Consider the following 19,249-nt stretch of genomic DNA (forward strand, 5'->3'; position numbering starts at 1 on the left):
GTTTTGAATAATTGAACATTATTGTGCTACAGCATCCTGAACTGCGGTCGGAATTTTCACAGTATCCACATTGTCAAAATGACTATATATTGCATTGATTGTCTGTTTTACATGGTGTGAATTACCGTCTATTTTTGTTGTGGAATAAGTTGTTGTATCCAACATCATTTGAAAATCGGTAATATAAAATGTATTGATGTCAATCCCAATAACAATCTCGAACCTATTGATAAGTGGAAACTCGCTATTTAAGACATCCATTTCTGTTTCACTTCCATTATTAGATAGGAATAGGATTTTTTGAACTCTTTGTATTGGTCACGTGTTAATGACAATTTCAAATTGTACCCATAATCAATAGATTCAAGAACAAAATCATCTTTAAATGCATTGAAAAATTCTAAATTTAATGTCGGGTGAACATTTCCAATCATTGAACCAAAAAGTTCTGCAATTGAACCGGAAGGTAACTCCTCCCACATTTCACCATGATCTTTTTTCATGAAAACACGATCTTCCAGTTGATAGATATCTGCAACCCAAGCAGTTCCTCCGGCTGGTTGGACTGTTACGGTTTGTTTAAATGTTTCGGGATGTAATGATGCTTCCGAAATCATATCATATTTTATACTTTGCCTCTCTAATGGTGCAGTCGTTTTCCAGTAATCATCATATGAGATATGCGTACGTACATTTTGCAATTTAGTGGAAGTTTCTTTCGCCTTTTCAAAAACATCTTGTGCGTTCATATTTTTTTCCGCTTCTACACTGCTGCATCCAGTCAATATGAGTGCAACTAATCCAAAAACTAGTAACTTAAACACTTTATCCACACAGTAACATCCTTTCTGCAAAACCTAGTTCATTGTTTACTTAAGTAATTTTACCATAACACATTATAACCCTTGTACTATTTTCGTTACAACCAAAAAGGAACCGCATGAAAATGAATACTCTCACGCGGTTGTCCTATTATACTTTATCTTTTACTCTTTGAATAGGAATGTCTGAAACAATATCGTTAATGACCCAACTTGCGCTGATCAACCCAGCAACTGAAGGAACAAATGCATTTGATGAGGGCGGCATTTTCGCTTTTCGAATCGAAGCTTCCGGCTTGCCAACTGTATCGACCACGTCTTCTCTCACGACAATTGGACTTTCATCAGAAAACACAACCGGCACTCCTTTATGGATGCCCTCTTTCCTTAGTCTGAGACGAATTACCTTGGCAACTGGATCCGTATTTGTTTTTGATATGTCCGTAATTTGCAAGCGGGTCGGGTCAGTCTTATTCGCGACCCCCATGCATGAAATAATTTTCACATCACGCGCAATACATTCTTTTATTAAATGAATTTTAAAGCTGATTGTGTCAGATGCATCGATTACATAATCGGGTTTGTAGCTGAAAAATTCTTCAGCTGTTTCCTCCGTATAAAACATATGTAATGAAATAACTTCACAATCTTTGTTAATATCAGCAATACGTTCTTTCATCACTTCTGATTTTGAACGACCGACTGTTGATAAATAAGCAACCAGTTGCCTATTAATATTCGTTACGTCAATATCGTCCTTGTCGACTAGAATAATTCGCCCAATTCCGCTCCTGGCACATGCTTCCGCGGCAAAAGAACCGACTCCCCCAATCCCAAGCACAGCGACTGTCATATTACGCATTCGATCTACACCCTCAGTACCAATTGCCAATTCGTTTCGTGAAAATTGATGCAACAAGAAAAATTCCGCCCTTCTATCTACTAAATTTACAATTTTCCCAATAAAAAACCCCTCAGCACATACGTCAGAGGGGTTTATGATCATGTAAGGAACGAATCCCGATTGTGCCGTCTTTGTAGTATCGCTTTGAACCCGCACTCAGCAGGTGGGTGTCCTATCCGATTCCTTTGACGTCCCGTTGAAGGGCATGTCATTCTAATCGAAATACGGACTCCCGACGAAAAAATGTTCGGTCAAAACTGATTGGCAAATAACGAACACTTCAGGATTCGTATTACATGTATAATATCATAGATTTTATATCATTTCAATCTTTTTTAATACTAGATTTAATAATTTTTCAACATTTCTGATTATTACTTCTTTTTCGTTAATATCTGAATACCGAGTTCTGTGAGCTGTGCATCGTCAACGCTATCAGGTGCAGAGGTTAACAAGCAACTTGCACTCGCTGTTTTCGGAAATGCAATTGTATCCCGTAAGTTTGTAGAACCTGATAGTAACATAACAATTCGGTCGAGGCCGAATGCAATACCGCCATGTGGAGGTGTTCCATAATCAAATGCATCCAATAAGAATCCAAACTGTTCATTTGCCCGCTCTTCAGTGAATCCAAGTGCTTTAAACATTTTTTCCTGTACATCTCTTTTGTAAATTCTTAGCGATCCGCCGCCAAGTTCGTAGCCATTCAAAACGAGATCATAGGCTTGTGCTTTAACCGTTTCAGGACTGGATACCAATTCTTCCACATCTGCTGGCATCGTGAACGGATGGTGAGCTGCATAATAGCGGCCATCTTCCTCATTATATTCAAACAATGGCCATTCTGTTACCCAAAGGAAATTAAACTTTGATTCGTCGATTAAGCCGCGGTCTTTGCCAAGTTTGGATCTTAAAGCACCAAGCGCCTCAGCAACAACTTTTTTTCTATCTGCAACGAATAACAATAAATCGCCTGCTTCAGCGTCTGCTGCAAATTTAAGTGAATCAATCGCATCTCCTTCAAAAAACTTCGCAATAGGGCCTTTAAATCCTTCTTCATCAACTTTTAACCAAGCAAGACCTTTTGCACCGTAAACCGCTGCATATTCTCCAAGTGCATCGATGTCTTTTCGTGAGTAATCTTCAGCTGCCCCTTTTACGTTAATGAGTTTGACTTGTCCGCCCGACTCGATTGCGCTAGCAAAGACCTTGAAAGATGTATCTTTCACTACGTCTGACACATCTGTCAATTCCAAAGCAAATCTCGTATCCGGTTTATCTGAACCAAAACGTGCCATCGCTTCGTCATAAGGGAGACGCTTGAATGGAATCTGGACATCAATGCCTTTAACTTTTTTCATGATTTTTTGCATTAACCGCTCATTCAATTCAATAATTTCTTCTATTGACATGAAACTCATTTCCATATCAATTTGAGTAAATTCCGGCTGGCGGTCGGCACGGAGGTCTTCATCACGGAAACAACGGGCAATCTGGTAATAGCGGTCGAACCCTGATACCATCAGCATCTGTTTGAACAGCTGTGGTGATTGAGGAAGTGCGTAAAATTCCCCTTCATGCACCCGGCTTGGCACAAGATAATCCCGTGCACCTTCTGGAGTGGACTTCGTCAAAATTGGTGTCTCCACTTCCAAAAACCCTTCATCGTCTAGGAAGTTTCGAACCGTTTTAGTAATATCTGAGCGCATTTTGAATGTCTTCGCAAGTTTCGGACGACGTAAATCAAGGTACCTGTACTTTAATCTAAGTTCTTCGCTAACATCCGTATCATCTTCAATCATGAATGGTGGGTTTTTTGCTTCATTCACAATCTTTAATTCAGAGACTTGAATTTCAATAGACCCTGTTATTATGTTGGGGTTTTTTTGACTTTCTTGGCGCTCAATTACTAACCCAGTAAGTTCAATTACAAATTCATTACGCAATTTGTCTGCCATTATGATTGCATCTTTTGAAAATTCAGGGTTAAAAACCGCCTGAACGATCCCTGAGCGATCTCGTACATCAACAAAAATCAACCCTCCAAGGTCTCTTCTCTTTTGAACCCATCCTTGTAATGTTACCTCTTTTCCAATTACCTCTTCTGTTAAATCATTGCAATAATGTGACCGTTGCATTGCATTCATCCGCCTCTCTTTATACATTCAATGTTTCTTTAATTTTTTGAACCAATTCTGCAAATGGTACTTTTAGTTGTGCACCGTCTTCCATCTTCTTCAATATAGCAACACCTTCTGTCACTTCATCTTCACCTATGAGTACAACCATTCTTGCACTAAGCCGATCGGCTGATTTCATTTGCGCTTTCATTTTACGATCCATATAATCCATATCAGACCGTATGCCTGCCGCTCTTAGTTCACCTAACAATTTAAAGGCGGGATGACGAGCTGTTTCACCGAGTGTAACGATGTAAACGTCAAGCACCGGTTCCTCATTAAACACTTTGCCTTCCGCAGCCATCGCAAGAAGCAATCGTTCGATACTCATTGCAAACCCAATACCGGGAGCAGATGGGCCACCAATTTCTTCTGCAAGTCCATTGTAGCGTCCGCCACCGCAGAGCGTCGTAATTGCTCCAAAACCTTCAGATGTGCTCATTATTTCAAAAGCCGTATGGTTATAATAATCAAGACCACGTACAAGATTTGCATCGACTTCATAAGCAATTCCTGCATTGTCCAGATACGTTTTCACTTCATCGAAGTAATGTTTTGATGTTTCATTTAAATAGTCGGCTAAAGAAGGTGCCGTAGCAATTAATGGATGATTGCTATCGACTTTACAATCTAAAATGCGTAATGGATTCTTTTCTAATCGCGATTGGCAATCAGAGCAGAACTCACCGATATGCGGATTAAAATGCGCTATGAGGGCTTCACGGTGTGAAGTTCTGCATTCTGTATCACCGAGCGAGTTAATGACGAGTTTCAATTTAGTCAGCCCAACACGTCTATAAACGTCCATAGCTAAACCAATTACCTCCGCATCAATTGCTGGATCTGCACTGCCTATGGCTTCCGCACCAAACTGGACGAACTGACGATAACGTCCCGCTTGCTGACGTTCGTAACGGAACATCGGACCCGTATAGAAAAGTTTCACAGGTTGGTCAGGGTAACCGAACATTTTATGCTCAACAAAGGAGCGGACGACTGCTGCTGTCCCTTCCGGCCGTAACGTCATTGAGCGATTGCCTTTATCCATAAATGTGTACATCTCTTTTTGAACTACATCTGTCGTTTCACCTACAAGACGTTGAAAAAGTTCCGTTTGTTCAAATATCGGTGTCCGGATTTCTTTGTAACGATAGACATCACAAACTTCGTTGATGATTTTTTCCGCTTGCTGCCATTTCCATGTTTCAGACGGTAAAATATCTTGGGTTCCTCTTGGCACTTTGAAATTCATACAATTTCCCCCTTCTAATGAAAAACGTAGGGTGCCTTTCAGATGCGTCGGACTACCCCGAGCTTCTGGCACCGAAGATTGGATATGGATTTGAGAAACAAAAAAAAGACCCCCATCCCTTGCATACGCAAGGGACGAGAGCCTTTATAGCTTCCGCGGTTCCACCCAAATTGACGCAAAGTTGCGCCCACTTTAAATCCGGATAACGGCCGGTTCCGTCTGTACCTACTGAAAACGAGTTCGTTCAGCACAGAGCCTCGATGGTGTTATTCATTGTAAATTCCTGTAGGGTGGATTTCAGCCACGTCCGCCCCTCTCTAGTCAGTCAATTATACAAATACTTTCCATGTCTTCGGTAAAATTATTCTTAGTAGTATCATGTGATTTAAATTGTGAATTAAACATCATCTTAAAGTTTCTGCACCATATAGTCAACCTTTTTCGTTTAATTGTAGTTTTTTCGAGTGTAAACTTCTACAATAGAATATAGGGAGGATGATAATTTGTCTAAAGCAAGCAAATGTTTGATAGCATTCATACTTTTATTCAGCGTATTTCAAGACATTCCAACGACTTATGCCGAAACTGAATCTGTAGTAGTCGATGCAAAATCGCTTCACATCCGCTCAGGGCCCGGACTTACATATTCTGTGACGGGTTCATTGAACAAGGGTGAGCCAGTTGATGTTTTATCCACATCGGGAGATTGGTATGAAATTCAACATGGCACAAGTACAGGGTGGATAGCTTCTTGGCTGACAGTCTCAGCAAATCAATCTAGCGGGACAAGTACTGTAGTCGTTTCACGTGTCGACCAGTTAAATATGAGGTCTAGTCCATCCATTGGGTCTGCAGTACTAGAACGTCTTGCTGCAGGAGATGAAGCGATTATGACTGGTAGCGATGGCGAGTGGGCTTCTATTACATTTAACGGAATTAGCGGTTGGGTACATACGGACTACATTACAGAAGTGATTGACCAAACGACAACAGCTGCACCTGTAGAACAGACTTCATCACCTGAATTGTTTACCGTTTCGGTTGGTGCGCTCAATGTAAGAAAGAATGCGGATCTATCTTCTAAACGTGTTGGCCTTATTCATGAAGGTGAGTCATTTGCAATTAAAGAGGTCAATGGAAATTGGGTACGAATTTTACTTAAAGATGATCAACAAGGCTGGGTGTATTCATTCCACGGTACATTATCTTCTAATGCCAAACAAATATCCGATGAGAATGACTTAGGAAAAGTGACCATTCTTTCTAATGGGACCAATATCCGTCAAGATGCGACGACATCATCACAAATTGCCACACGAGCAGATGCAGGAGAAAAGTTTTCAATTCGAAAAGTAGAGGGAGACTGGTATGAGATTTCTCTACCGACTGGAGAATCTGCTTTTGTAGCAAAATGGGTTGTTTCAACAGACGTTGAATCATCCTCAATAGAACCCGTAATGAAAGAAACGAAGGCACGTGTTCCAGGTACGTTAAAGGGTGTAACGATTGTCATTGATCCAGGCCATGGCGGTAACGACCGGGGGACTACAGGTACACGTGGGACAGACGAAAAGGATATTACAATACTCACGTCCGATCTCCTTGCAGCCAAGTTAAAAGCGGCTGGCGCGAAAGTTGTAACCACACGTGAGACGGACACGTATGTATCATTACGAAAACGTGTCGCCGTGAGCAGTCAGTATAATGCAGACGCTTTTATTAGTCTGCATTATGACGCGAATCCCGACCCCAGTATTGCAGGTTTCACAACGTACTACACACATTCACATCAGCAAGCACTTGCTCACGCGGTCAATGAAGGACTTGCCTCTTCAGTAAACCTGCGAGACCGGGGATCACAACCAGGAGATTTCCTAGTTCTCCGTGAAAATAGGCAAAATGCTATTTTGATAGAACTTGGTTTTCTATCAAATTCAGCAGAGGAACGGACAGTTACGAGTGATATGTTCCGTGAACAGGCAACGCACGGGATCTACAAAGGACTACTGGACTACTTTAATGGAAATTAAGTAAAAAACGGTAATAGCCGGTACACTGATGAAAAACCTGCATGGTAAAATGCAACATGTTATAAATGTATTAGAATACTAAACATAGAAAAAGGACTTTCCTCAACCAGGAAAGTCCTTTTTCTATGTTATTTCGAATCAATAATAAGCGTTACTGGACCATTGTTAACAAGTTCGACATCCATCATTTCTCCAAATACACCTGTCTGAACGACTAGACCCTCTTCTGCTATTTTGCGATTAAAGTATTCCCATAGCGGTTTTGCCTGGTCCGGTCTTGCTGCATCAGTAAAACTTGGACGGCGTCCTTTTTTCACATTCGCAAACAAAGTAAATTGGGATATCGATAGAATATCTCCGCCCACTTCAAGTATAGAATGATTCATCTTACCTTCGCCGTCTTCCCATAAACGCAGTTCTGCGATTTTCTTCGCCAGATAATCGGCGTCCTGTTCAGTGTCCGAATGGGTTACGCCTACTAGGAGGACATAACCCTTTTCGATTGAACCCGTCGTCTCACCGTTGACACGGACAGTGGCTGGACCCGATCTCTGCAGCGTGATTCTCATGTATTACACCTTCCAATCAATTAATGACACGTTGCACGGAATAGATATCACGAATTTGTTTGATCCGATCTACGATTCTTTGCAAATGTGTGATATCAGTAATTTTAATCGTCATATGAATTCGAGCGATCTTGTCACGGTCTGCTTTGCCACTCACAGCTACCATGGGTGTTTTCGTATCAGCAACAACCATCATGACCTCATTTAACAGACCTTGCCGATCAAATGCCGACACTTCGATATCAACCAAAAACTCTTTCCTTGTGTTAGAAGGTCCAACTGCCCATTCAACATCGATAATTCGGTCATTATCATTATCATCAACAATGATATTTGGGCAGTCACCACGGTGAACAGAAACGCCTCGGCCTTTTGTGATAAAGCCTACAATTCCATCGCCCGGTACTGGGTTACAACACTTTGAAAGCCTGATCAGTAAATTATCTATACCTTTAACAATAACACCTGACTCAGTCATTTTTTCAGGTTGTGGTGTTTTCATATCTGAAACGATTTTATCTATTGTGTCTTGTTGTTCTCGTACTTTTCGTAATTTTTCTGCTAGCCGATTGACAACTTGCTGAGCAGTAATACCGTTGAATCCCACGGCCCCATACATGTCCTCTTCAGAAGTAAAACTAAATTTCTCAATTGTACGTTTTATATTTTCTATCGAAAGCACTTCTTTTAAATCGTACTCTTGCGATTTAATTTCCTTTTCAATCATTTCCCGACCTTTTAGGATATTTTCTTCCCGAAGTTGTTTTTTGAAAAACTGTCGTATTTTATTTTTCGCTTGAGAGGTATTTGCGATTTTTAACCAATCACGACTTGGTCCAAATGATTGTTTCGAAGTTAAAATCTCGATGATATCACCCGTAAACAATTCAGCATCCAGAGGCACCATTTTGCCGTTAACTTTCGCACCAATTGTCCGATTCCCAATTTCAGAATGGACGCGATAAGCAAAATCAATCGGGACTGACCCTGCAGGTAGTTCTATTACATCCCCATCAGGCGTAAATACATAAACCATATCCGAGAACAAATCGAATTTTAACGACTCCATGAATTCCTCGGCGTTAGAAGATTCGTTTTGAAATTCAAGTATTTCTCTAAACCAAGTCAATTTCGAATCAATATCACTTGGATGATCAGTCAGCGATTTTCCTTCTTTATATGCCCAGTGAGCAGCGACACCGAATTCGGCAATTTTATGCATCTCTTCGGTCCGGATTTGTACTTCGAGCGGGTCGCCTGCAGGACCTACAACAGTCGTATGCAGTGACTGATATAAATTTTGCTTAGGCATCGCAATGTAGTCTTTGAACCTCCCAGGCATGGGTTTCCATAGCGTATGGATAATACCAAGCACAGCGTAACAATCTTTAATACTTGAAACTAGAATTCTCACTGCCAACAGATCATAAATTTCGTTAAATTCTTTCTTCTGAACGACCATCTTCCGGTAGATGGAATAGAGATGCTTGGGACGGCCCGATAAATCTGCATCAATTTCCATTTCTCCGATTTCCAACTTAACCTGTTCCATTACGTTTGCTAAATAGTTTTCTCGTTCTACGCGTTTGCGTTTCATCATATTGACGATTCGATAATATTGTTGTGGATTTAAGTAGCGCAATGCTGTATCTTCCAATTCCCACTTAATGGCTGAGATTCCAAGGCGATGCGCAAGTGGTGCAAATATTTCCAAAGTTTCAGCCGCAACCCGACGCTGCTTTTCTTCAGGTACATGTTTCAGTGTTCTCATATTATGAAGACGGTCCGCCAACTTAATGAGAATGACACGAATATCTTGTGCCATCGCTACAAACATCTTCCGGTGGTTTTCCGCTTGTTTTTCTTCTTTAGATTTATATTGTAATTTTTCGAGTTTCGTTACACCGTCGACAAGCATTGCTACTTCTTCGCCAAAATCACGAATAATATCTTCCCTGCTTACATTTGTATCTTCTACAACATCATGAAGAAATCCGGCTGCAACTGTCGAAGGGTCCATTTGCAATTCGGCAAGAATACCTGCAACTTGAACAGGATGAATAATATACGCTTCACCTGAACTCCTATGCTGGCCCTCGTGCGAAGTCTTTGCTGCCTCATATGCCTTTTTGACGAACGAAACGTGTTCTTCATTCATATAGGAGGCGACGAGGGAGAATATTTCTTCCGCCGTCATGTCACGATTTTTCGCCATATTATTACCCCTTCCGACCTTATCCGCAAAAATGATAGTATTCCTATTGTATGTATAAACCTATGCATATGTAAAGGGTTGTGATATAAAGATATAAAAAAATCCCCCGCCAGTCGTGCGGAGGATTGTTTTTAATAGGTGATCAAAGAACGCATATTATATCCTTGTAGCCTTTCACGGCCGTCTAGATAAGATAACTCTATGATAAAGGCACAACCTGCAACGACGCCTCCAAGCTTTTCAACAAGCTCAACAGTTGCACCAACTGTGCCGCCTGTTGCAAGAAGATCGTCAACTATCAATACACGTTGGCCAGGTTTGATGGCGTCTTTATGTATCGTTAAGATATCTTTTCCATATTCGAGATCATATTCGACTTCAATCGTTTCCCTAGGCAACTTTCCAGGTTTACGAACTGGCGCAAAGCCTACTTCTAATGCATAAGCCACTGGACAACCGATGATGAATCCCCGTGCTTCAGGACCGACAATAATGTCTGTTTCGACTTCTTTCGCAAATTTGACGATTTCATCCGTTGCGAATTTATAAGCCTGACCATTATCCATGATTGTTGAAATATCCTTAAAGCTAATTCCCTTTTTAGGATAGTCCGGTACAATCGTTACATATTCTTTCAAATCCATTATTGTTCCTCCCTGTCGACAGTTCCATTTCGCACAGTATCGAACCATTTTTTCAATTCCGAATAAGGCGCGAACAGCAGTCTTTTTTCTAGCTCAATCTGACGCTCACGCTCTTTGTAAGATGGCGCATCGGTCAAATCCCGTTTGCCAACCGTCTCCATGACGGAAGCAAAACCATCCTCAATCTTAACAAATCCTAGCTCAGAAAACACCTTTGACATAAAATAAACCGAATCTTTTTTCCACGCTTTGTGTTTTGTAAGCTGTTCACCATTATTTACGATATCGAATTTCTCGCGTTTTTTCAAAAAACTGTAATACCACCCAAATTGCTCACGGCTTGGTAAACCATCAAAATACCTAGATTCAGGCGCGTGAAAATGTGCATAGATTCGATCCGGATCGACCGAAACAATAAGGTTTTCTAGCTGAATTGCTTCGTCTGGAATATCAAGTAATACCAGATTCTCTGCCTTTTCAATCGTTTCATGCCCGAGGAGAGTAATTGGTATCCCTTTCATCGACGACTGAAAATGAATCACTGTTTGTTTATGGAATGCAGCAAAAAATGTATCCTTGAGAGGAATAGTAGGAAGCCACCTAGCCGCTTCGCGCACGCCGCGCAAGTCGAATAATTGCCATTCATCAGATTTGATATCCCCGATTAATAGTTGTGGCTTTTTATTTCCATTCCATTCATTCACCTGCAAATCACCCGTAACCGATAGTTTAACGCCTGGCGTCAGCTGATCGGCAATATGACCGAGCCCAAATCCGATGGCATCCAGTGAAAGATTACTTTCGGCCAATTCAAGTTTCATATGGTTTTTTGCCGCTCCGATTTTCCTTACCGTTTTGGCAGTTAAATCTTCAAGCATATAGACAGGTTTTTCAAATCCCATGCCAAATGGACGAAGCAGTTCCAAGGATTCTAGAACACTAACATCGATTTCACTTAGCGAAAGCGGTACATCGATTCGCACTCCTGGAATAAGCATTTCTCCTGTTAGCACAAGCTCAGCTTGCTTGTTGAGATTTTCGCGTAGCGTATCAACATCTTTGCTAGCTAAAGACATGCCGGCCGCCATTTGATGACCTCCAAAATGAGGAAGAAGGTGGGCATTTTTCGAGAGCTCTACAAACATGTCAAACCCCGCGATACTTCTCGCAGATCCTTTCGCAATTCCTGAATCCGTGTCAAGAGACAAGACGATAGAAGGGCGATAATACTTTTCCGTCAAGCGTGAAGCTACAATCCCGACAACACCTGAATTCCATCCTTCTCCGCAAATGACGAATACGTGCGGCATTGTCTCGCCGTACATCTTCACAATCATTTCCTCTGCTTCAACAGCTATTTCTGAAACAATCGCTTGTCGTTCTTTGTTGAGCGAATCGAGTTCATTTGCTAATGCTGAAGCGACTGCAGCATCTTCTGTTTTCAATAGTTCCACTGCTGGAGAAGCATCTCCTAGACGCCCTGCTGCATTCAGGCGGGGTCCAATCATAAATCCAATTGACTCCTCTGAAAGTGTTGCTTGTTCAGTGCCTGCAACTCGTGTGAGCGCCTGGATTGCGGGACGCTTTGACACACGCATTTGTCTGATACCCTCTTTAACAAAATACCTGTTTTCTCCGTGAAGCGGAACCAAGTCTGCAACTGTACCAATTGCGACTAGTTCAATTAAATCCTGTGGTACTTCTCCGAGTAAAGCACATGCCAATTTAAACGCTACTCCAACACCTGCAAGTTCGCCAAACGGGTATGCGCCATCGGGATGCCGTGGATGAATGATTACATCTGCTGCAGGCATCACCTCACCTATTTCGTGGTGATCCGTAATAATAATGTCTATGCCTAGCGATTTTGCATAGGCAATCTCTTCCACTCCAGAAATCCCGTTATCAACCGTAATAATTAGAGAAGCTCCTATTTCATAAAGCTCGAGGAATAAATCTTTATTTGGCCCGTAACCATGTTCAAAGCGATCAGGTATTGCAAAGAACACATCTGCCTTCAGCCGCTCCAATGCAGTTGTTAAAACAGTAACACTTGTCACACCATCGGCGTCATAATCCCCGTACACTGCTATTTTTTTGTTTGCAGCAATAGCTGTTTTTATCAGCGAGACTGCTTTGTCCATATCGTGTAGTAAGAAAGGATCGTGCATACTGGATGCATCCATATGTAAAAAGGCTTTCGCTTCTTCTGAATTTCCTAATCCTCGTGAAGCTAATATTTTTGCCTGGACAGATGATAAACCAAGATCATTCATCAACGAAGTTACCTGTTTTTCGTCCGGCCGTTCCACTTTCCACCTTTTCATTGATTCAATCAAAATCTCTCACATCCTCAGTTTCATTATAGCGGATGCGCTTCTACTCTAAAAGAAAAGACTATTTTAAACAGAAAGAAGAGCATCTATCGAGGTAAGGATACCAGGATGATGCTCCAATTTCAGATTTTTTATCCATTCTCCATTTCCTTGTTGGATGGCAGTGCAGTATACTTTTGCAGTTCTGCTATTTCGTTCTGTTGTGTTGCAATTGTTAATTCTTTCAAAGTCATTTCTTTCTGAAGGACTTTAATGCGTCGAGTTGATTGAAACGAGAGAAACATCGCAAATAGTCCGCTGACCGCAGCACCTAGGAGAGCTGAACAAAGAATGACAAGGACGAGTGGCCATTGTGCGACCCCAAAAACATAATTAACCGGAACTGCATCTACGTTGAAAACAGCAAAAACGGCAATAATAATGGCAAATAAAAGACCTAGAAGCAAGTTCCATTGAAACTTCATAGGACAGTTCTCCTTTCATAAAAAAATATAAAAACAGGGTATACAGTTGAGTGTATACCCTGTTTCATGATTATCTGAAACTTTACCTTGTATTATTTATACGACAGGTTCGTCTGAGCCCCATTTTTTCTTTGTATCCTCAACTTTAATGGCGCCTTTTTTTCTCATTTCACGCTTTTTCAGGTCAAACCAGATTTGAGCGGAGATGAAAATCGAAGAATAAGTTCCTGCAAACAATCCAATCAGAAGTGCGATTGAGAAAGTCCGAATCGATTCTGCACCGAATAGCATAAGTGCTACTACAACAAAGACGACTGTGAGTACCGTATTAACAGAACGTCCAAGCGTCTGGCGCAATGATCTGTTTACGATATCCGCAAGTTCTGCTACATCATCGATGCGTCCGCGGTGGTTGATATTTTCTCGGATCCTGTCAAATGTCACAATCGTGTCATTGATGGAGTAACCGACAATGGTCAACACTGCGGCGATGAAGGTGATGTCGACTTCTAGGCGCAAAATACTGATCACAGCTACCATGAAGAAAACATCATGGAAAAGACCGATAATGGTCGCGACCCCCATACGCCATTCGAAACGAAATGCAACGTAAATGACGATACCAAGCATAGCAATAAGCAACGATGTTATTGCATTTTTCACGAGTTCCTTACCGACTGTGTCTGAAACCGTCGAGATATTCGGTTCAGAACCAAATTCGGCGGCAAGATCCACTTTTAGCTTGTTGACTTCTTCTTGATTAAACTCATCTTTGTAACGCATAACACCCATATTTCCTGTATCACCGGAAATGACGATATCATCTGTTGGGTGTCCGATTTCATCCAAATACGAAGATATTTCTTCGGTCTTCAAGGGGTGGTCAGCAAGTACTTCAACGCGCGTACCACTTGAGAAATCAATTCCAAGATTCAACTTGAAAATACCTAGCACAACTGCACCGCTAATTAACAATACGGCAGAAATAGCATAAAACTTTTTACGTGTTTGGACAAAATCGAATCGGTCAAATTTCGTCGTAAGATCCAATGTTTCAATTTGTTCTTCAGGTGCATGAACCTTATTTTTCGAAATACCGAACAATGCTGGTTTGCCATCAAATACGCCACTATTGACTAATAGCCCTAAGAATATGCGTGATCCCCATACTGCTGTTAAGAAGCTGGTTAGTATACTGATGATAAGGATTAGCGCGAAACCTTTTACAGAGCTTGTCCCAAGATAGAATAGGACTAATGCTGCAATAATGGTCGTAATATTTGCATCAAGAATGGCTGAGAATGATGATTTTGCACCCGCCATGAACGAGGTCTTGATGGATTTGCCAACACGCAATTCCTCACGTATTCTTTCATACATTAAGATATTTGCATCTACGGCCATTCCGACCCCGAGCATAAGTGCCGCAATTCCTGGCAAAGTCAGTACACCATTAATGAGTGTGAATACAAGCAATATGATGAAAATATAAATCGTTAATGTAATAACTGCCACTAAACCAGGCAAACGGTAATAGACGAGCATGAAAATAAAGATAAGTGAGATACCAATAATTCCAGCGTAAATCGTCTTGTTAAGTGCCTGTTCACCGAACTGTGCACCGACCGAAGTAGAATATACCTCTTCTAGATGTACGGGCAATGCTCCTGCGTTTAAAATTCCCGCAAGGTTTTTCGTTTCTTCCACGGTGAATGATCCAGATATTTCAACGTCTGAAGAATTTATTGGATTCGCTACATAAGGTGCAGATACGAATTTAGGTTTCTCTTTTGTGACTTCCTCTTTAAAAGAATCTTCACCTTCTACGAAATCGAGCCAAATTACCATTACATTTTCCGGCTTTTTCTGTGCAATCTTCGTCGTGACTTCACCGAATTTAGTCGGGGATTTCATTTCAAGCGTAACAACTGGATTGTTGGTTTCCCCAAAGTTCGCTTTGGCTTTTCCTTCCTTCAAGTCGTTACCGTCAAGAAGAAGATTGTCATCCGCATCCCTGAAAGTTAGATTCGCCTGCGTTGACAGGAGTTCCCGTGCAGATTCCTGATCTTCAACCCCTGCAAGCTGAACACGAATACGATTATTCGATTCAATTTGAATACTTGGTTCACTAACTCCGAGTACGTCTATCCTGTTCGAAAGCGCATTCGCAGTATCTTTAACCATTTCTTCAGTTATTGGCTTCCCATCTTCCTTCAATGGTTCAACTTGATAAAGAACTTCAAAACCACCCTGTAAATCAAGGCCCAATTTTACATCTTTCACTATCGGACTAGTAGTCGTTCCAATCGTCAAGCCAAAAAAGACGACTAATAATAGAAAGGCTACGATCCGTCCTCTTCTTTTCATAATCCCATTTCCCCCTCTAAATATGGAGTGCAGCTGTACTCATTCTACCTATGTACATACTCCGAGAATAGCTACAGCGCCTATGCAACAACTAGGCGCCGTAGACTAACCAATTAAATATATAATATATCTATTATGAAACACGGCCAATCATGTGTCAAATGGTCGAATAGTAGTATTATAACTTCTTTTTCGATTTGTGTGGTGTAAGAAGTATTTGTAGTTCGTCACTGTTCAAATCTGAAAACCAGTTTGAACCGCGTTGTTCTTCAATCTGAGTATACGTCATAAACTCAGCAGGTGAGATTTTTAGGATCCCATTCGCAATTTCATGCAGTCCCATTTTCTCTATATCATTCTTACGCCATTTTTTTTTGACACAAAACGTCCAAATATCCGCAGCGGTTACTGTCGTGTACCCATAGAGATGAAACTCAGTCTTTTTACTATCTATTGCAGGTAGCATGTGATCAAATAGTTGTCTGAATTGTGTGGTCATATTCCCCATTCCTCTCCTGGGTAGTCGTAAGGATGTATATTTCCGCATACGTTTAGTGTATGATATACCGTTTTAACGATTTTTGAACGCCTTCTTTAGGGGTTTTATCTTCTATATTCTAACTCATTGTACCTATATATACACGCGTTTTCGTTAGTAAGTTAGATTTAAAAAATAAAATAAAAACACCGTCCTGTTTTGAACGATGTTTTTACATGAATTCTCTTTTAGAAAACGATAATTATTGACTATTGTCTTCTTGTTGCTCTGTAGGTTCTTCAGATGGGTCCGGCTCATCTTCATCCACACCGTTGCAGCCGAACAAAAGCCCTGCTGATAAAATAACTGACATTAGTGCAAAATTTTGTTTTTGCTTCATCTTAATCCCTCCAATCTGTATCTACTTTTGTTACTATTTCCTGCTTCTAGAAAAGTATTCATACAACGTCAATAATCTTTTTTCGTTCGATCAATATTTCAATCGGTTCACTTTGCAACGAGTCAATGAAAATATGTCCTTCAGTTTACGCATATAAGTAGGTTAGCGACAGGGATGGTAGCTTGCTGAATCTTTAATCTAATATGTATATTATTTTACAGCATAAAAACATTGATATGACAGTATTTAATGGATGGATTTCTACATATGTTTGAGGTATACGAAATGACTGGAATTAAGAAGGAGTTGCTTACATTGTCTTCATTCATCCGTGGAACTGTCGTTCTGATGGTTGCCGTATTTCTAACTAAGCTTTTAGGATTTGTTTTCCGGATCCAATTTATGCGGATTGCCGGTGAAGAGGCCGTGGGTGTTTACATGACAGCTTACCCCGCTTTCATCTTCTTTCTATCGCTCGTCCAGTTAGGTGTGCCGATTGCCATAGCAAAAGTAATCGCCGAGCTTGAAGCGAAAGGGCAATCCATAAAAATCGCTTCCGTAATGAAAACCGCTTCCCTCATCACAATTTTGACGGGGACTGTTTTCATTCCAGCTTCCATCTTATTTGTACCTTATCTATCGGAGACACTTCTCGGTAATTCTGCTTCTTCAATGACATTATATGTTGGAATTGCCATTGTTCCCATTGCAGCAATTGGCGGCTTAATCCGCGGCTATTTCCAAGGAATCGCACGGATTGAGGAAACAGCCTGGTCGCAAATTATCGAACAATTATGCCGTATCGTCCTAATTACAGGACTATTGCCGCAGCTGCTTTCATCTGATAATACGGCGATGAATGCTGCCTATGCAATGGGAATTACGTTATTGGCGGAAGTCCTTTCTGTCTTGTATTTACTGTTTAAATACAGACAACAACAAAAACGGGGTCCAAAACAGACTGGGAAAGTAAAACGCTATCCAATGGAACCCCTTCTAGCCATTGCCCTGCCTTCATCTGGCAGCCGGTTATTTGGGACGTTCACTTGGTTTCTTGAGCCTATTATTTTTCTTCGTGCTCTTTCTTTTTCAGGAGTTACCGTCATAGCCGCAACTTCACTATATGGAATAGTATCAGGCGTTCTTGTTCCGTTACTCCTTTTCCCCGCCTTCATTCCGTATGCATTATCGGTCGTTCTGGTACCTGCTGTCAGCGGAGCAGTTGCATCGGGTAATACGAGCAAGTTGAAAGAACGGATTCATCTGTCACTCCGCTTATCCGCCTTGACAGGTACTGTTGCAGCCGCAGTATTTTTCATACATGGAGAGGAGATGGCCGTAAAGCTGTTCCATGTTACCCAAGGGGCATCCTATATGGCTCTTCTAGCTCCAGTTTTTTTCTTTTATTATATTCAAGGGCCTCTTTACTCTATTTTACAAGCGACCGGGGATGCCAAAGCAGGAATGATGAACTCCGTATACGGCGGCATTGCGAAACTGGGAGTCATGTTCATTCTTGCTTCCCAGCCCGGGTTACAGGTAACAGGAGCTGTCCTTGCCATAGGATTCGGTGTACTAATCACTTCATTTCTACATATCGCGACGCTACGTAAAAACAAATCAACTGCTACCGGTTTCACTATGTTTGCTCTGCCGTATGCTTCATTCATCATGACTTGCATTATGCGTCCAATCTTTATTCCGATTGGGGACTTTGGTTTAATAATGGAATGCGCAATTACCACCCTCTTTTTATTAGTAATTCTAATTTTAACGGGCCAAGTTAAGAAGAGCGATTTGTTCTTATTCAAGAGACTATTGAAAAGTTATTGATACTTATCTTTTAGTTGAAACTTCAGTTGCTCTTGTTCATATGAACAGTAAAAGATTTTATTTACTTCATTCACACCGAGCTGCTTAAGTCCCTTTAAAAGCCATTCATCTGTTTTTCCGATAAGCTCTAAATGTCTTGACTGAATAACACCATCAGAAATGAGGGAAAGTACTGGTTGGATATCGTCATGTACAAACACAGACAGATTCCCCGACGGCTCTAAATAAGCAAACGAAACCTCATGAATAGAACCAATTTGCTGCTCGCGAAGTTGCTGAAACAAATCATCAAGATTGTAACGTTGTTTCCTCATTTCCTGTTCCAATATTTGCCCATGTCTAATAATAAGTGTCGGTTCACCATCAACAATGTCTCTGAATCTCTTACTTTTCAATGAAAAATAAGAAGATACAAGTTGAATAATTAAAAGTACAATCATGGGTAGAATGGAGTGACTCAGTTTTGCATCGGGGGATTCTAGCGCAACTGCTGCAACTTCAGCCATTATTATGAAGACAACTACGTCGATAACGCCTAACTCGCCGACTTCCCTTTTTCCCATGATACGCAAGATGATCAAAATGAGTATATAAAGGAACACCGTTCGAAAAACGATGGTCATAAATTCAGACATAAAGATCCTCCCTTTTTAAGACAGTTTGCCCTTTATGCTCGTACAAATATACATGAAAACTATGTAAAAAGAAGCGATTATCTGAACGGGAAAATGCCCGTCAAATAATCGCTTCTTTGTT

At 41.0% G+C, this 19,249-nt stretch carries 16 protein-coding genes, 1 other RNA gene and 1 other annotated feature; of the genes, 2 read left to right on the plus strand and 15 right to left on the minus strand.

Going from position 1 to position 19,249, the window contains the following annotated elements:
• Positions 1-18: 18 nt before the first annotated feature.
• The 6 genes from AC1TO6_RS06630 to hisS all read right to left on the minus strand — a co-directional run bounded on the left by AC1TO6_RS06630 (position 19) and on the right by hisS (position 5,157).
• Positions 19-261, minus strand: coding sequence for a DUF6612 family protein (locus AC1TO6_RS06630; protein WP_482100818.1), 243 nt, complete (start codon positions 259-261; stop codon positions 19-21).
• Positions 249-833, minus strand: a complete 585-nt coding sequence (locus AC1TO6_RS06635; protein WP_482100819.1) for a DUF6612 family protein — start codon at positions 831-833, stop codon at positions 249-251. Before AC1TO6_RS06635 ends, AC1TO6_RS06630 begins: the two co-directional genes overlap by 13 nt.
• Before the next feature lie 139 nt (positions 834-972).
• On the minus strand, positions 973-1,740 hold the full coding sequence (locus tag AC1TO6_RS06640; protein ID WP_482100820.1) for a tRNA threonylcarbamoyladenosine dehydratase: 768 nt from the start codon (positions 1,738-1,740) through the stop codon (positions 973-975).
• Between the two features lie 94 nt (positions 1,741-1,834).
• Positions 1,835-2,015: non-coding RNA, 6S RNA (gene ssrS / locus AC1TO6_RS06645), on the minus strand.
• Positions 2,016-2,099: 84 nt separating this feature from the next.
• Positions 2,100-3,863 (minus strand): aspartate--tRNA ligase, encoded by a 1,764-nt coding sequence (aspS, locus tag AC1TO6_RS06650; RefSeq protein WP_482100821.1) that lies wholly within the window; start codon positions 3,861-3,863, stop codon positions 2,100-2,102.
• Positions 3,864-3,882: 19 nt separating this feature from the next.
• Entirely contained in the window at positions 3,883-5,157 is a 1,275-nt protein-coding gene (hisS, locus tag AC1TO6_RS06655) for a histidine--tRNA ligase (RefSeq protein WP_482100822.1), read from the minus strand.
• 127 nt (positions 5,158-5,284) lie between these two features.
• Positions 5,285-5,519: a binding site (T-box leader), on the minus strand.
• Positions 5,520-5,660: 141 nt separating this feature from the next.
• On the opposite strand from hisS, the gene AC1TO6_RS06660 reads away from it, so the two are divergent.
• A complete protein-coding gene (locus AC1TO6_RS06660; protein ID WP_482100823.1) occupies positions 5,661-7,187 on the plus strand; it encodes an N-acetylmuramoyl-L-alanine amidase family protein in 1,527 nt (508 codons plus the stop codon).
• A gap of 128 nt (positions 7,188-7,315) precedes the next feature.
• Here the strand turns inward: AC1TO6_RS06660 and dtd are convergent, their stop codons facing one another.
• The 8 genes from dtd to AC1TO6_RS06700 form a co-directional block, all read right to left on the minus strand.
• Positions 7,316-7,756: a D-aminoacyl-tRNA deacylase gene (gene dtd / locus AC1TO6_RS06665; RefSeq protein ID WP_482100824.1), complete on the minus strand. Its 441-nt coding sequence runs from the start codon at positions 7,754-7,756 to the stop codon at positions 7,316-7,318.
• Between the two features lie 16 nt (positions 7,757-7,772).
• Positions 7,773-9,971 (minus strand): RelA/SpoT family protein, encoded by a 2,199-nt coding sequence (locus AC1TO6_RS06670; protein WP_482100825.1) that lies wholly within the window; start codon positions 9,969-9,971, stop codon positions 7,773-7,775.
• Positions 9,972-10,102: 131 nt separating this feature from the next.
• Entirely contained in the window at positions 10,103-10,615 is a 513-nt protein-coding gene (locus tag AC1TO6_RS06675) for an adenine phosphoribosyltransferase (RefSeq protein ID WP_482100826.1), read from the minus strand.
• On the minus strand, positions 10,615-12,954 hold the full coding sequence (recJ, locus tag AC1TO6_RS06680) for a single-stranded-DNA-specific exonuclease RecJ (RefSeq protein WP_482100827.1): 2,340 nt from the start codon (positions 12,952-12,954) through the stop codon (positions 10,615-10,617). The genes AC1TO6_RS06675 and recJ overlap by 1 nt, the downstream gene beginning before the upstream one ends.
• A gap of 128 nt (positions 12,955-13,082) precedes the next feature.
• Positions 13,083-13,415 (minus strand): LapA family protein, encoded by a 333-nt coding sequence (locus AC1TO6_RS06685; RefSeq protein WP_482100828.1) that lies wholly within the window; start codon positions 13,413-13,415, stop codon positions 13,083-13,085.
• A gap of 96 nt (positions 13,416-13,511) precedes the next feature.
• The gene (gene secDF / locus AC1TO6_RS06690) at positions 13,512-15,782 is read right to left on the minus strand and encodes a protein translocase subunit SecDF (RefSeq protein WP_482100829.1); all 2,271 of its coding nucleotides are present in this window, start codon (positions 15,780-15,782) and stop codon (positions 13,512-13,514) included.
• A 178-nt stretch (positions 15,783-15,960) separates the two neighbouring features.
• Positions 15,961-16,281 carry a post-transcriptional regulator gene (locus tag AC1TO6_RS06695; RefSeq protein ID WP_482100830.1) on the minus strand — a complete coding sequence of 107 codons (321 nt, stop codon included), beginning with the start codon at positions 16,279-16,281 and terminating at the stop codon, positions 15,961-15,963.
• A 241-nt stretch (positions 16,282-16,522) separates the two neighbouring features.
• Entirely contained in the window at positions 16,523-16,660 is a 138-nt protein-coding gene (locus AC1TO6_RS06700; protein ID WP_482100831.1) for a hypothetical protein, read from the minus strand.
• 285 nt (positions 16,661-16,945) lie between these two features.
• Between AC1TO6_RS06700 and AC1TO6_RS06705 the strand changes: the two genes are divergently transcribed.
• Positions 16,946-18,493: a putative polysaccharide biosynthesis protein gene (locus AC1TO6_RS06705; protein WP_482100832.1), complete on the plus strand. Its 1,548-nt coding sequence runs from the start codon at positions 16,946-16,948 to the stop codon at positions 18,491-18,493.
• Here the strand turns inward: AC1TO6_RS06705 and AC1TO6_RS06710 are convergent.
• Positions 18,487-19,128 carry a DUF421 domain-containing protein gene (locus AC1TO6_RS06710; RefSeq protein WP_482100833.1) on the minus strand — a complete coding sequence of 214 codons (642 nt, stop codon included), beginning with the start codon at positions 19,126-19,128 and terminating at the stop codon, positions 18,487-18,489. The two genes, AC1TO6_RS06705 and AC1TO6_RS06710, sit on opposite strands and share 7 nt — an antisense overlap.
• Positions 19,129-19,249: the final 121 nt, after the last annotated feature.

The sequence above is a fragment of the Sporosarcina sp. Y352 genome, from assembly GCF_056786535.1.

Bases quoted from the DNA above. Each gene is read 5' to 3' on its own strand.
- AC1TO6_RS06675 (WP_482100826.1), bottom strand. From the start codon at position 10,615: ATGGATTTGAAAGAATATGTAACGATTGTACCGGACTATCCTAAAAAG.
- aspS (WP_482100821.1), bottom strand. From the start codon at position 3,863: ATGCAACGGTCACATTATTGCAATGATTTAACAGAAGAGGTAATTGGA.
- AC1TO6_RS06705 (WP_482100832.1), top strand. From the start codon at position 16,946: ATGACTGGAATTAAGAAGGAGTTGCTTACATTGTCTTCATTCATCCGT.
- AC1TO6_RS06685 (WP_482100828.1), bottom strand. From the start codon at position 13,415: ATGAAGTTTCAATGGAACTTGCTTCTAGGTCTTTTATTTGCCATTATT.
- AC1TO6_RS06670 (WP_482100825.1), bottom strand. From the start codon at position 9,971: ATGGCGAAAAATCGTGACATGACGGCGGAAGAAATATTCTCCCTCGTC.
- AC1TO6_RS06630 (WP_482100818.1), bottom strand. From the start codon at position 261: ATGGATGTCTTAAATAGCGAGTTTCCACTTATCAATAGGTTCGAGATT.
- dtd (WP_482100824.1), bottom strand. From the start codon at position 7,756: ATGAGAATCACGCTGCAGAGATCGGGTCCAGCCACTGTCCGTGTCAAC.
- AC1TO6_RS06695 (WP_482100830.1), bottom strand. From the start codon at position 16,281: ATGACCACACAATTCAGACAACTATTTGATCACATGCTACCTGCAATA.
- secDF (WP_482100829.1), bottom strand. From the start codon at position 15,782: ATGAAAAGAAGAGGACGGATCGTAGCCTTTCTATTATTAGTCGTCTTT.
- hisS (WP_482100822.1), bottom strand. From the start codon at position 5,157: ATGAATTTCAAAGTGCCAAGAGGAACCCAAGATATTTTACCGTCTGAA.
- AC1TO6_RS06700 (WP_482100831.1), bottom strand. From the start codon at position 16,660: ATGAAGCAAAAACAAAATTTTGCACTAATGTCAGTTATTTTATCAGCA.
- AC1TO6_RS06710 (WP_482100833.1), bottom strand. From the start codon at position 19,128: ATGTCTGAATTTATGACCATCGTTTTTCGAACGGTGTTCCTTTATATA.